We start from the raw sequence: 12,421 nt of genomic DNA, 5'->3' as shown, positions 1-12,421 counted from the left end.
AGCCCGGCATCGGTGCCGTGAATTACCGGCACGCTTTCCACGCCGGAAACTTCGCCGACGTCATGAAGCATGCGCTTCTCGTCCGCATGTTGCTGCATCTCCGGCGAAAGGAGACGCCGTTCCGCTTCATCGACACCCATGCCGGGCTCGGCTTCTACGACCTCACAGCATCGGAGGCGGAACGCACGGGCGAATGGCGCGAGGGGGTCGGCCGTCTCGACGCTCCGTTGCCGGACGCGGCCGAAGCCCTCATCGCGCCCTATCGCGAGATCCTGGCCGCGACGCAGGCGCGCCATGGGCCGCACACCTATCCGGGTTCGCCCGCTATCGCCCGCGAACTGCTACGGCGGCAGGACCAGGCGGTGCTCGTCGAGAAGCATCCGGCCGATGCTGTTACGGTCACGGGGCGCTTCAACACGGTCCGGAACGTCAAGGTCCTGGAGATGGACGGCTGGGTGGCTTTACGCAGTCTCATTCCGCCGCGGGAGAGACGCGGACTGGTCCTCGTCGATCCGCCCTACGAGGAGCCGGGCGAGTTGGCGAAAGCGGTTGAAGCCCTCTCGCGCGCGAATCGCAAATGGCCGTCCGGCATGCTCGCGCTCTGGTACCCGGTGAAGCGTGCGGACGAGGTCGACAGGGCGATGTCGCATCTGACGACCGAGCCGCCGGCGCCCGTTCTGCGCCTGGAACTCCTGCTGGAGCTGCCGAACGATCCGGCCCGGCTGAGCGGCTGCGGTCTCCTGGTCGTCAACCCGCCCTGGACTCTGGCCTCGGAGGCGCGAACGCTGCTCGAGGCCTTGGCCGAGCGGCTGGGGCGGAGGCAGGCGAGCGTTGTCGTCGAGGCCTACGACCGCCGCGTCGGGCCATGACCTGACGCGGCGATCAGGTTGGTGAGACGCCTCAGGCGCCCGAGCTGGCCCGTCGGCCGCGCGCCGCGGGTGCGCGAACCGGTTCCGCCTCGGGGCGGCGCTGGCGTCCGAGCCCCATCGACTTCGCGAGTTCGGACCGCTGCTTGGCGTAATTCGGGGCGACCATCGGGTAGTCGGCCGGGAGGCCCCACTTCTCGCGGTATGTTTCGGGCGTCAGGCCGCGGCCGCTGAGGTGGCGCTTCAGAGACTTGTAGTTCCGGCCATCCTCCAGGCTGATCAGGTAATCCGGCGATACCGACTTCTTGATGGAAACGGCCGGCACGGGCCGTTCGGCCTCCGGGCCAGGCTTTTGCTGGCCAAGTGAGACGAGGGAGGTGTGGACGGACGCGATCAGATCCGGAATGTCGCTCTTCTGAACGGCGTTGTGCATCACAAAGGCAGAGACCACGTCCGCCGTCAGCTCGATCAAGTTCGGCTGACCGGCTTGTTCCTGGTTATCCATACCTAATGTACTTCTTTTCGAAAATGAGAGATGCGGGGCAATGCTCTCCCGGGTGAGCTATGTCAAGTCTTCGCTCGATTGGCGCCGGCAATTTCCGCCAGTCTAGATGCATTACAAGCTGTGCGATCGAGGCCGATCTGATTGACGTTCAACGCTGGGCTTTAACTGCGCTATAGTGTCCTCTACGGTTGCAGAACGGGAGCCGAATAGGCCGGAAAGCGCCCGTCGGTCCCGATATCGGCCATCAGGCCAGCCGCCCGGGCAAAGACCCTCCCGTTCCCTGGAACGCCTCTGGCGTCCGGGATTCGATGAGCGATGTCCGCTAGGAGCGGTGATGCCGGGGAGGGATCGCTCGCCCGAGAGCACGAGCGGCTGGCGCTGCCATGAATTTTTCTAATAAGCGCACAGACACATGCCGGGTTATGAGTGGTGGAGGACCGGCGTCGCCCATCAGGTTTGCCCGCGCTCCTATCAGGACTCGAACGGCGATAATCTCATCGGGATCACGCGCCGGCTCGACGATGTGGCGGATCTTGGCGTCGCCGCGGTTTGCATCTCGCCGATTTGCCCTCGTCGATGGCGGATTTTCCGCTACGACGTCCGATGACTGCGGCCTCGATCCGCTCTTCGGCACGCTCGCCGACGTGGACGAAGGTGAGCAGGATCTGCTCATTCTGCTCAACCTCGACGCGGAACCCCATACGGCCGAGCTTCGTTCTGAAACCGAGCGCGGGAGGGTTATGTTTCCACCTGTCTGGACAGGGCGGAGACGAGGTTGGCCCCGATCATGCGGCGGCCGAACGAGGCCCTGCTGTTGACTGTGCGTTAGGGTCGGGCTTCTATGGTGCAACGCACAATAGACGGTTCGTTACGCTCCTACCGAATACTCGTTTCAGGAGAGTGAGCCTTGATCCATCGTCGTGCGGTGCGGTACTCGGCCCCGAGATGAACCCTCCTGTCCCTCACCTCGCGTCGCGCCAGCCTTTTGCCGGCGGTATCGAGGGTTTTCTCCGGACGGGGGCGTTGGGTGAGCGCGAGAGCCCGCGCCGGATCCTCTACGTCACGTCTGAGATGTCGGACTTCATCAAGGCGGGCGGCCTTGGCGACGTGTCGGCCGCTTTGCCCCGCAGTCTGCGGAGTCTCTACGACGTTCGGGTCCTGATCCCGGGTTACCGGCAGGTCGTCTCCGAACATCCCGACCTCGAGATCGTGGCTCGCCTCGATGCGGCGCATGGCCTTCCTGCTTGCGAGCTGGGACGGGTGATCTCGGCGGACGGGCTGATCATCTATGTGATCGTCTGCCCGGATCTGTATGACCGCGAGGGCTCGCCTTACGGCGACCAGAGCGGCACGGACTTCCTCGACAACGACCTCCGCTTCGCGCGCCTCGGTCTTGCGGCGGCCCAGATCGCGGCCGGGATCGGCGATCTCGGCTGGAAGGCCGATCTGCTGCACCTCAACGACTGGCCGTCGGCCCTTGCCTCGGCCTATCTCGCCTGGGGCGGGACGCCTTGCCCGAGCGTCCTGACGATTCACAACCTCGCCTATCAGGGTCTCTTCGACCGCAATCGCCTCCCGACACTCGGCGTCCCGGATTCGGCCTTCCAGATCGAAGGCGTCGAGTTCCACGGCAAGATGTCCTTCCTGAAGGCCGGCATCGTCTACGCGTCCCACGTCACCACCGTCTCCGAGACTTACGCCCACGAGATCACGACGCCGGAATTCGGCTGCGGGCTCGACGGCCTGCTGCGCCGCTGCGAGCGGGAAGGGCGCCTCACCGGCATCCTGAACGGGATCGACGAGACCTGGGATCCACGAACAGACGCGCATCTCGAAAGCCCCTTCGGCACGAACGACCTGAAGGGCAAGCAGTCGAATGCGGACGAGGTGCGGCGGGATTTCGGTCTCGCCGTCTCGCGCGGGCCGCTCTTCGCAGTCGTGTCGCGGCTCGTGCACCAGAAGGGTGTCGACCTCACGATCGAGTCGACCGAGACCATCGTCCGGCAGGGTGGCCAAGTCGTGGTGACAGGCCGCGGCGAGGACCGTTTCGAGAGCGAACTCGAGACGCTGTCGCGACGCTATCCCGGCCAGGTCGGGGTTCGGATCGGCTTCGAGGAAGGCACCGCCCGTCGCATGTTCGCCGGCAGCGACTTCCTGCTGATGCCGTCGCGCTTCGAGCCTTGCGGCCTCTCCCAGATGTACGCCCAGCGTTTCGGCTCGCTCCCGATCGCGCGCGAGACAGGCGGCCTCGCCGATACGATCGAGGACGGGGTGACAGGCTTCCTGTTCAAGGACGCCTCGCTCGCGGCCATGCTCGGCGCGATCTACCGGGCGGTCGACGCATACGGCTCGCGCCGGAAGCTGAACTCCATGCGCAAGGCCGCGATGGGCCGGAGCTTCGCGTGGACCCGCTCCGCCGCCGGCTATGCCGGCGTGTATGACCGGGCCACGGCGTCGGCGGTGTAGCCCGACCGTCATTCCGAGGGTTACGGGTTGTCGCCTTGGACGAGCCCCGGATGACGGATCAGGTCACGCCATCTTCTGTGCGAGGCCCCCCGCCCGCTCGATGAAGCTCGCCACCTCGTCCGCGCCGATTCCGCCCCGGACATTCGCGAAGACATAGGGCCGCGCCCCACGCATCCGCTTCGTGTCCTCCTCCATGATCCCGAGATCGGCGCCCACGAAGGGGGCGAGGTCGATCTTGTTCACGACGAGGAGGTCGGACCGGGTGATCCCGGGGCCGCCCTTGCGGGGGATCTTTTCGCCGCCCGCGACGTCGATGACGTAGATGGTCAAGTCGGCGAGTTCGGGCGAGAAGGTCGCGGCCAGGTTGTCGCCGCCGGATTCGATCAGGACGAGGTCGAGATCCGGGAAGCGGACCCGCATGTCGGCGATTGCCGCGAGGTTGATCGAGGCATCCTCCCGGATTGCCGTATGTGGGCAGCCGCCCGTCTCGACTCCGAGAATGCGCTCGAGCGGCAGCGCCTCGGCCACCGCCAGGATGCGGGCATCCTCCTTCGTGTAGATGTCGTTCGTGATGGCGCAGAGGTCGTAGCGGTCCCGGAAGCGGCGGCAGAGCGCCTCCATCAGGGCGGTCTTGCCCGATCCGACCGGTCCGCCGATCCCGACCCGGAGAGGTCCGTTCCTCGATGCGGTCATGACCTGAACAGCCTCGTATATTGCGTTTCGTGCCGGAAGGAGCCGAGATCGGCCCGGAAGGTCGAGGCGGAGACGTCGTCGAGGTCGAGCCGAAGCACGTCTCCGGCCAAGTCGTCGAGCCGCGGCACGAGCCCGGCGAGCAGGCGCTGGCCCGCGGTCTGGCCGATCGGAGCAAGCCGAATGGCGGCGGAGACGAGGTTCCCGGCCATCGCCGTGAGCTGCCCGCGCAAGACGGCCGCGAGCGGCACGCCATGCAGGGCCGCGGCGAGCCCGAGCGCGACCGGATAGGCGACCCGGCCGAGGGTTCGGGTCATCTCCGAGAGGCCGGGGGCCGGCCATGCTGCGAGGATCACGTCGAGGAAGCTTCGGCCCTGCTGGGCGGTCTCCAGCCACAATTCGGCCGAGGCGGCGAGCGCGAGGGCGAGGTCGTTCGCCTCCTCCAGCGCGGCCGTGTCCCCGGCCGCAGCGGCCCGATAGGCTGCCGCGAGCAGGATCGCATCGTTGCGTCCGGCCCCTTCGAGAAGAAGCGTCTCGAGCCAGGCCGCGAGACTGGTCTCGTCCGCGACGTCGCCCGCTTCCACCGCCCATTCGAGCCCGTGCGAATAGGCGTAGCTGCCGACCGGAAAGGCTGGCGACAGCCAGCAGATCAGCCGGCTCGAGTCGGCCTCAGCCATGCTTGTGGGCGTGGCCGTGGGCGTGGTGATCGTGCCCGCAGCCGCATGCGTCGCCATGCGCGTGGGCCGCGTGGCCATGATCGTGGTCATGCTCATGGTCATGCCCGTGTCCGCCCTCGTAGGCGCCGCGCTCGGGCCGGAACGGCCGCTCGACTTCGCGCGCGGTGGCGCCGAGCCCGCGCACCATCTCCAGAAGGACGTGGTCGTAGGGAATGTAGAGCGCCTCCTCGCCGATCTCGGCAGCCACATGCCGATTGCCGATATGCCAGGCGACCTTCATCAGCCGGAGCGGGTTGCCGGTCGTGATCTCAATCAGGCGCTCGGGCGCGGCCCGGACCTGCACCAGCCGCCCGTCTTCGAGCTTCACGGCATCGCCGTCGTCCAGCACCGTCGCCCGATCGAGGTCGAGCAGGAAGGCGAGGCCGCCCTCTGCCGTCATCGCGAAGCGCCGGCGGTGGCGCCCCTCATGGTCCAGCGTGAGCGTATCCGCGACGCGCTCGGCCTTCACGGCGGGCCGACGGACGATCGTGGTGGCGCGGATCATCGAGGGTCTCCTTGTTCGAGGCCTGGAAACGCCTCTAGTCCCGGGGCGGGCTGAGCCGGAAAGCCGGCCCGCATCTCGTTCTCCGTCATAGCACGCGGCCTGCGATCTGCATGCCCGACCTGCGTGCTCTAGACCCGGGCGTCTCGGGTCATGCCGCCACGCGCTGCGGCTCGTTCAGGTGAAGGTAGGCCGGGTCGAAGTCGCCGGCCTCCATCAGGCGGTCGAGGTCGGGAACCGTCAGCTTGTTCTGTCTCAGCTCGATGAGTCCGGAGGCCCTGAGGTCCTGGATGACCCGGTTCGCGTGGACGACCGTCATGCCGGTCGCCTCGGCGATTTCCTGCTGCGTGATCGGGAAATCACAAGTCTCCTCGGTCGCAAGCCCGACGGCCTTCGACCGAACGAGGGTCTCGCAGAGGAGGTGAGCGATCCGGGCGTGGGAGTTTCGCTGCCCGACATTGGCCAGCCATTCCCGAAAAATCGAGCCGTCGACGAGCGTCGTGCGCCAAAACGCGTCGCCGATCCGAGGAAAGCGCTCGTAGAGTTCGCGCATGGCCTCGTGTCGAATGAAACCGACCTTGCATGGCGTCAGGGTCGCGAGACTGCTGTCCAGGACGCGAAGGTGAAGGCTTTGCAGGTCGGGCACATCGCCGGCAAGATGGAACGCCATGATCTGGCGCTTGCCGTCTCCGGTCAGCTTGTAGGTGCAGACGACGCCATCCAGAAGCAGGCAGCAGCGGGAGGGACGGTCGCCTTCCCGAACGATGTCCTGGTCCGCCTTCAACTCCACGACCTGCATCGGCAGGTCGACGATCGCTCTCTTCTCCTCTTCCGAAAGAGCGAAGATGCTTTCCAGCCGTCTGACGAACGGCTGCGAATGGGAACCAGGCTTGGTGGCCACGAGGGCGCTCCGTGGAACTGGCGGGAGCGCTGGTCTCTCTCGGGCGTCAGCGAGCCATTCGGGAGCCGACGATAGCGGACTTCTATGCTCTAAGCTGTCCTGTGTCACTATCGTAGTTTAGCAAGCGGTGCAGCCCGCCCAAGGCCGTCGCGCCAAGCCCGGGCAAGGTCTTCCTGGAAGGCGGGCGAAGCGATACGGATCATCCGCTCCGCGCGCTCGCTGAGCGTCGCCCCTCTCAGGTCGGCAACGCCGTATTCCGTCACGACCAGGTCCGCGTCGCTCCGCGGCAGGGTCACCGCGTCGACCCGGCAGACGATGCGGCTCGCGTCACCGGCGAGGGCGGTCGCCGGGAGCGCGATGATGGAGCGTCCGCCCTCGCTCGCGAGCGCACCCCGGACGAAATCCACCTGGCCGCCGATCGCGCCGACATAGACCCCGCCCGCCAGTTCGGCATTGACCTGGCCCGTAAGGTCGACCTCGATCGCGGAGTTGATGGCCCGGAAGTCCGGGATGCCGGCGATCGTCGGGTGATCGTGCGTGTGGGAGGCGGGCCGAACCTCGATCGCCTTGTTGTCGTGCACGTAGTCGAACAGCCGTCGGGTCCCGAGAACGACATTCGTGACCGTCACGCCACGATCGGAGGGCTTGCGGGCATTCGTCACCGCACCGCTCTCGATCAGGTCGACACAGATGTCGCCGATCACGCCGGAATGGATCGAGAGATCGCGGTGGCCCCGCAATTCCGAGAGCACGGCTACGGGTGCCGCCCCGACCCCGAATTGCAGGCAGGCGCCGTCCGGGATCAGAGCGGCGACGTGCCGGGCGATCCGGGCTTCGGCATCGCCGAAGCGGGCCGGTTTGAGATCCTGCGGCGCGACGTCGGCTAAAACCAGGGGATGGGGCTCGACACCGGCCGGCAGGGTCGCGCCATGCGTCCAGGGTGCGTCGGGATTGACCTCCGCGATCACGAGGCGGGCGTGCCGCGCCGCCGCCGCGACGTAATCGTTGGCGAGGGACAGGCTGTAGCCGGAGCGGCCCTCGGGAGGTGGCGCGACCTGCAGGAGGACCACGTCGGCCCGAAGGTCGCCGGCGGCGAAAGCCCGTTCGATGCGGCTGTAATGCCAGGGCAGGATGTCGAGCCGACCCGAACGGGACAGCCGGCCGTTCGTGCCGACGCCACCATAGGCCCGGAACGACATGCCCCCGGTCGCTTCGGGCGCGAACGTGTCGGAGAACATCATGCCGAGGAAGCAGGTGATCGGGCCGATCTCGTCCTTCTGCGCAACGAGCCGGCGCGTCAGCGTCAGCGGCTCCGCCGTGCCCTGCCCGCACAGCACCACGTCGCCCGGCCGCACGAGGCCGGCAAGATCGAGGTCGCGGGAGTTCAGAATCACGGGAACGGGCGATTATTCAGATGACGCCGCCGAGCGAGCACCCACGTGGCGATCACGCATGACGACATGCCGGCAGGCGCGAGGCGGACCATCAACATGCGAGGAAGCCGGAGGTGACCACCGTCGATCCCTCGCAGGGAAGATTCTTGGGGAATGGTGCCGCAAGAGGGATTCGAACCCCCGACCCCCTCATTACGAATGAGGTGCTCTACCAGCTGAGCTATTGCGGCGACGGCCCCTTCTAGCCCGGCAGGACGGTTCCGCCAAGATGCTGTCCGGGATCAACCGTCAATAGATGGCGGACGCCTCGACGGCGTGCCGACGACGAATATCGTCGCGGGTGGTTGCAGCTCCGGCGGCACGGAGCTTCTGCTATCTCGGAGAGGTTGAAACAGGCCGCGCGCAGGGCTCAACGCAGGCATTGCAGGGGAGTGTCGGCGATACGGGCCAGGATGGCGTTGGCGCGGGCGCTCTGGCGTGCGGTGGGCCGGGCCGGATTGCGGCGGAGCGGGTTCGGAAGCGCGATGACGAGGAGGGCCGCCTCGCGTCGCGACAGGTCGGCGGCGGGTTTGCGGAAGTGGCGTTGCGCGGCGGCCTCGGCTCCGAAGATGCCGTCCCCCCATTCGGCGATGTTGAGATAGACCTCGATCATCCGGCGCTTCGACCAGACGAGGTCGAGATACATGGCGATCGGGATTTCCATCGCCTTCCGGACCACGGAGCGGCCGGGCCAGAGAAACAGGTTCTTGGCGACCTGCATCGGGATGGTGGAGGCGCCGCGGCTCGGCCCGCCTTCGTCCGCGTCCTCCATCACCTCGTTCAGGGCGTCCCAGTCGACTCCCTTGTGCAGGCAGAAGCGGGCGTCTTCGGAGGCAGCCGCGGCCGCCGGCAGGGAGGAGGCGATGGAGGCGAGCGGGACGAAGCTGCGGCTCGCGCTCTCCCCCGTCAGCCACCGGCCCAGCATCAGGGTCGAGACCGGCGGGACGGCGATATAGGCGAGCCCCAGGCCGAGCACGAGCAAAGGGTAGGCGAGGGCGAGTAGGACGAGAACCTTGAAGGCGCGCCTCACGGCCGCGTCACACCGTGACCTGCGTGCCGACTTCGACCACGCGGCCGGTCGGGATCTGGAAGAAGTCCGTCGCGTCGGACGCGCTCCGCGCCAGCGCGATGAAGAGCTTGTCCTGCCAGAGCGGCATCGAGGACTTGAGCGCCGGTCGGATCGAGCGGCGCGACAGGAAGAACGAGGTCGACATGATGTCGAACTTGAAGCCGAGCTTCCGGAGCAGCGCGAGGCTGCGCGGGATGTTCGGCGTCTCCATGAAGCCGAAATGCAGCTCGACCGTCCAGAACGAGTCCCCCACATGCTCGATCGTGACGCGATCCTGGGAGGCCACGCGCGGCATGTCGAGCGACCTCACGGTCAGGACGATGTTGCGCTCGTGCAAGACCTTGTTGTGCTTCAGGTTGTGGAGGAGGGCGGAGGGCGCGGTGGTCGGGTCGCTCGTCAGGAATACGGCCGTGCCCTTGACCCGGTGCGGCGGGCTCCGCTCCAGCATGCCGACGAGTTCGGTCAGGGGCACGTCCGTCTTCCGGGTCTTGTCGAACAGGATGCGGGTACCCTTCACCCAGGTCCCCATGACGAGGATCAGGAAGGCTGCCAGCAGGAGGGGCACGTAGCCGCCCTCGAACACCTTGAACAGGTTGGCGCTCAGGAAGCAGAGCTCGAGCGCGATGAACGGCATGATGGTCAGCGCCGCGCGGGCCGTGCTCCAGCCCCAGACATGCCGGGCCACGATGAAGGACATCGCGCCGGTGATCAGCATCGTGCCGGTCACCGCGATGCCGTAGGCGGAGGCGATCGCGGTCGACGATTTGAAGAGAAGCACGAGGACGATGACGCCGATCAGGAGCAGGCTGTTGATCTGCGGCAGGTAGATCTGCCCGGAATGCGTCTCCGAGGTGTGTCGGATCTCGAGGCGCGGAAGGAGCCCGAGCTGCACCGCCTGCCGCGAGAGCGAGAAGGCGCCGGTGATGTTCGCCTGCGCGGCGATCACCGTCGCGGCGGTCGCCAGGAGCACCAGCGGCAGGAGGCCCCATTCCGGCACGAGCCTGAAGAAGGGCTCCGCGGCTGCGTCCTGGTCGTGCAGCACGAGGGCGCCCTGGCCGAGATAGTTGAGCGTCAGGCACGGGAAGACGAGGAAGAGCCAGGCGCGCTGGATCGGCTTGCGGCCGAAGTGACCGAGATCGGCGAAGAGCGCCTCCGCGCCCGTGACGGCCAGGAACACGGCGCCGAGCGCGATCAGCGCGGCGTGACCGTGACTGAGGACGTATTCGACCGCATAATAGGGGTTCAGGGCCCGGAAGATGCCGGGTTCCCGGGCGATATGCGGCAGCGCCGCGATCCCGATCGTGAGAAAGAACACCACCATGATCGGCCCGAAAAAGGCCGCCATGCGGGCCGTGCCATGGCTTTGCACCATGAACAGGCCGAGGATGATCGCGATCGTGATCGGCAGGATGTAGGGGGTGAATGTCGGGGTGACGAGCTTCAGGCCCTCGACGGCGGACAGGACCGAGATCGCAGGGGTGATCATCGCGTCGCCGTAGAACAGGGCGGCGCCCAGCATGCCGAGGGCCAGGATGATCAGGCTGCCGCCGGTTGCCTTCCTGGCGAGGGCCATGAGGGACAGCGTGCCGCCTTCGCCGTTATTGTCGAGGCGGAGAACGATGGTCACATACTTGAGCGTCACGATCAGGGTCAGCGCCCAGAGGATCAGCGAGGCCACGCCGTACACTTCGCCCGGCGTGATGACCCCATCCTCCTTGGCCGTCGCGAGAGCCTCGCGGAAGGCGTAGAGCGGGCTCGTGCCGATATCGCCGTAGACGACCCCGACCGAGCCGAGCGTCAGGGTCCAGGCGCTGGTGTGCTTGCGGGCATCGTTCAGCGCGGAATCGGACGGCGGACCGGCGTCGATAGGGGGCGCCGGCGAGGCCTTGACGTGAGCCATGGTCAGCCCCGCCCTTCCAGGAGGGCGGACGCGACGGCGCGCCCGTGCCGTGAAGCACGGGGCGGCCTGCAGATGAGATGGGGCATGATGGTGTCTCGGCGTCCGGCTATTCCGCCGCGGCGCGCGCTCCTGCGCCGTAACGGCGCTCGATATACTGCCCGACGAGGGCCTTGAAGTCCTGCGCGATGGCGGGGCCCCTCAGCGTCATGGCCTTCTGGCCGTCGATGAAGATCGGTGCGGCCGGTGTCTCGCCGGTGCCGGGCAGGGAGATGCCGATATCGGCATGTTTCGACTCGCCCGGGCCGTTCACGATACAGCCCATCACGGCGACGTTCAGGTTCTCGACGCCCGGATAGGTCCGCTTCCATTCCGGCATCGAGACGTGGATCCAGTCCTGGATGTCGCGCGCGAGCTCCTGGAAGACGGTCGAGGTCGTGCGGCCGCAGCCCGGGCAGGCGGCAACGAGGGGTACGAAGGTCCGGAAGCCCATCGTCTGCAGGATCTCCTGGCCGACCTTGACCTCCACGGTCCGGTCGCCGCCCGGCTCCGGGGTCAGCGAGACCCGGATCGTGTCGCCGATGCCTTCCTGGAGCAGGATCCCGAGGGCGGCAGAGGAGGCCACGATGCCTTTCGAGCCCATGCCGGCCTCGGTCAGGCCGAGATGGATCGCGTAATCCGAGCGCCGCGCGAGGTCGCGGTAGACCGCGATCAGATCCTGCACGGCCGAGACCTTGGCCGACAGGATGATGCGGTCGCGCGGCAGGCCAATCTCCTCGGCCCGGGCGGCCGAGCCCAGAGCCGATTGCACCATCGCCTCGCGGGTGATCGCCCGCGTCGGCAGCGGGTTCGCGGTGCGGGCATTCTCGTCCATCAGATGCGTCAGGAGCTCCTGGTCGAGCGAGCCCCAATTCGCGCCGATCCGCACGGCCTTACCATGCCGCGCCGCGAGTTCGACGATGGCGCCGAACTGCCGATCCTTCTTGTCCTTGAAGCCGACATTGCCCGGATTGATCCGGTATTTCGCCAATGCTTCTGCGCAGGCCGGGTGGTCGGCGAGGAGCTTGTGGCCGATATAGTGGAAGTCGCCGACGAGCGGCACGTCGACGCCCACGCGGTCAAGTCGCTCGCGGATCTTCGGCACGGCCGCGGCTGCCTCGTCGCGGTCGACCGTGATGCGCACGATCTCGGACCCGGCCCGGGCGAGGGCCGCGACCTGCGCGACGGTGCCGTCGATATCGGCCGTGTCGGTATTCGTCATCGACTGGACGACGATGGGTGCGCCACCACCGACCAGGACCGAGCCGACCCGGACGGGAACGGTGCCGTGACGTCTCGCGGGACCCGCGATCTCGGACATAAAAGCCCCTTCGATC

Annotated in this window: 12 protein-coding genes and 1 tRNA gene; 2 read left to right on the top strand and 11 right to left on the bottom strand. The window is 67.1% G+C overall.

All coding sequences use genetic code 11. The features are described 5' to 3' along the window. The first annotated feature begins 17 nt into the window (after positions 1-17). On the top strand, positions 18-869 hold the full coding sequence (locus ACFE87_RS07510; protein WP_375459005.1) for a 23S rRNA (adenine(2030)-N(6))-methyltransferase RlmJ: 852 nt from the start codon (positions 18-20) through the stop codon (positions 867-869). 31 nt (positions 870-900) lie between these two features. Here the strand turns inward: ACFE87_RS07510 and ACFE87_RS07505 are convergent, their stop codons facing one another. Both ACFE87_RS07505 and ACFE87_RS07500 read right to left on the bottom strand, forming a co-directional pair. Then, complete coding sequence (locus tag ACFE87_RS07505; RefSeq protein ID WP_375459004.1) at positions 901-1,371, bottom strand: MucR family transcriptional regulator; 471 nt, start codon at positions 1,369-1,371, stop codon at positions 901-903. A 503-nt stretch (positions 1,372-1,874) separates the two neighbouring features. Beyond that, a complete protein-coding gene (locus tag ACFE87_RS07500; protein ID WP_375459003.1) occupies positions 1,875-2,072 on the bottom strand; it encodes a hypothetical protein in 198 nt (65 codons plus the stop codon). Positions 2,073-2,442: 370 nt separating this feature from the next. Between ACFE87_RS07500 and glgA the strand changes: the two genes are divergently transcribed. Next, positions 2,443-3,837, top strand: coding sequence for a glycogen synthase GlgA (gene glgA, locus ACFE87_RS07495; protein WP_375459053.1), 1,395 nt, complete (start codon positions 2,443-2,445; stop codon positions 3,835-3,837). Positions 3,838-3,900: 63 nt separating this feature from the next. Here glgA and ureG read toward each other — a convergent pair whose 3' ends face one another. From ureG to ispG, 9 genes are all read right to left on the bottom strand, one after another. Beyond that, positions 3,901-4,530: an urease accessory protein UreG gene (gene ureG, locus ACFE87_RS07490; protein ID WP_375459002.1), complete on the bottom strand. Its 630-nt coding sequence runs from the start codon at positions 4,528-4,530 to the stop codon at positions 3,901-3,903. Continuing rightward, positions 4,527-5,204 (bottom strand): urease accessory protein UreF, encoded by a 678-nt coding sequence (locus ACFE87_RS07485; protein ID WP_375459001.1) that lies wholly within the window; start codon positions 5,202-5,204, stop codon positions 4,527-4,529. The genes ureG and ACFE87_RS07485 overlap by 4 nt, the downstream gene beginning before the upstream one ends. Next, positions 5,197-5,748 carry an urease accessory protein UreE gene (ureE, locus tag ACFE87_RS07480; RefSeq protein WP_375459000.1) on the bottom strand — a complete coding sequence of 184 codons (552 nt, stop codon included), beginning with the start codon at positions 5,746-5,748 and terminating at the stop codon, positions 5,197-5,199. The genes ACFE87_RS07485 and ureE overlap by 8 nt, the downstream gene beginning before the upstream one ends. A 148-nt stretch (positions 5,749-5,896) precedes the next feature. After that, on the bottom strand, positions 5,897-6,646 hold the full coding sequence (locus ACFE87_RS07475) for a Crp/Fnr family transcriptional regulator (protein WP_375458999.1): 750 nt from the start codon (positions 6,644-6,646) through the stop codon (positions 5,897-5,899). Between the two features lie 107 nt (positions 6,647-6,753). After that, on the bottom strand, positions 6,754-8,040 hold the full coding sequence (locus ACFE87_RS07470) for an acetyl-CoA hydrolase/transferase family protein (RefSeq protein WP_375458998.1): 1,287 nt from the start codon (positions 8,038-8,040) through the stop codon (positions 6,754-6,756). A gap of 154 nt (positions 8,041-8,194) precedes the next feature. Continuing rightward, a tRNA-Thr gene (locus ACFE87_RS07465) sits at positions 8,195-8,270 on the bottom strand. 179 nt (positions 8,271-8,449) lie between these two features. After that, entirely contained in the window at positions 8,450-9,109 is a 660-nt protein-coding gene (mtgA, locus tag ACFE87_RS07460; protein WP_375458997.1) for a monofunctional biosynthetic peptidoglycan transglycosylase, read from the bottom strand. A 7-nt stretch (positions 9,110-9,116) separates the two neighbouring features. Then, positions 9,117-11,048 (bottom strand): potassium transporter Kup, encoded by a 1,932-nt coding sequence (locus ACFE87_RS07455; RefSeq protein ID WP_375458996.1) that lies wholly within the window; start codon positions 11,046-11,048, stop codon positions 9,117-9,119. A gap of 106 nt (positions 11,049-11,154) precedes the next feature. Then, entirely contained in the window at positions 11,155-12,405 is a 1,251-nt protein-coding gene (gene ispG / locus ACFE87_RS07450) for a flavodoxin-dependent (E)-4-hydroxy-3-methylbut-2-enyl-diphosphate synthase (RefSeq protein WP_375458995.1), read from the bottom strand. Positions 12,406-12,421: the final 16 nt, after the last annotated feature.

This window comes from uncultured Enterovirga sp. (assembly GCF_964242715.1).
Taxonomy (GTDB): domain Bacteria; phylum Pseudomonadota; class Alphaproteobacteria; order Rhizobiales; family Beijerinckiaceae; genus Enterovirga.
Note: the sequence above shows the minus strand (reverse complement) of the source record. Positions and strands in the feature narration are given on the sequence as shown.

Bases quoted from the DNA above. Each gene is read 5' to 3' on its own strand.
- ACFE87_RS07505 (WP_375459004.1), bottom strand. From the start codon at position 1,371: ATGGATAACCAGGAACAAGCCGGTCAGCCGAACTTGATCGAGCTGACG.
- ACFE87_RS07500 (WP_375459003.1), bottom strand. From the start codon at position 2,072: ATGGGGTTCCGCGTCGAGGTTGAGCAGAATGAGCAGATCCTGCTCACC.
- glgA (WP_375459053.1), top strand. From the start codon at position 2,443: ATGTCGGACTTCATCAAGGCGGGCGGCCTTGGCGACGTGTCGGCCGCT.
- ureG (WP_375459002.1), bottom strand. From the start codon at position 4,530: ATGACCGCATCGAGGAACGGACCTCTCCGGGTCGGGATCGGCGGACCG.
- ACFE87_RS07485 (WP_375459001.1), bottom strand. From the start codon at position 5,204: ATGGCTGAGGCCGACTCGAGCCGGCTGATCTGCTGGCTGTCGCCAGCC.
- ureE (WP_375459000.1), bottom strand. From the start codon at position 5,748: ATGATCCGCGCCACCACGATCGTCCGTCGGCCCGCCGTGAAGGCCGAG.
- ACFE87_RS07455 (WP_375458996.1), bottom strand. From the start codon at position 11,048: ATGGCTCACGTCAAGGCCTCGCCGGCGCCCCCTATCGACGCCGGTCCG.
- ispG (WP_375458995.1), bottom strand. From the start codon at position 12,405: ATGTCCGAGATCGCGGGTCCCGCGAGACGTCACGGCACCGTTCCCGTC.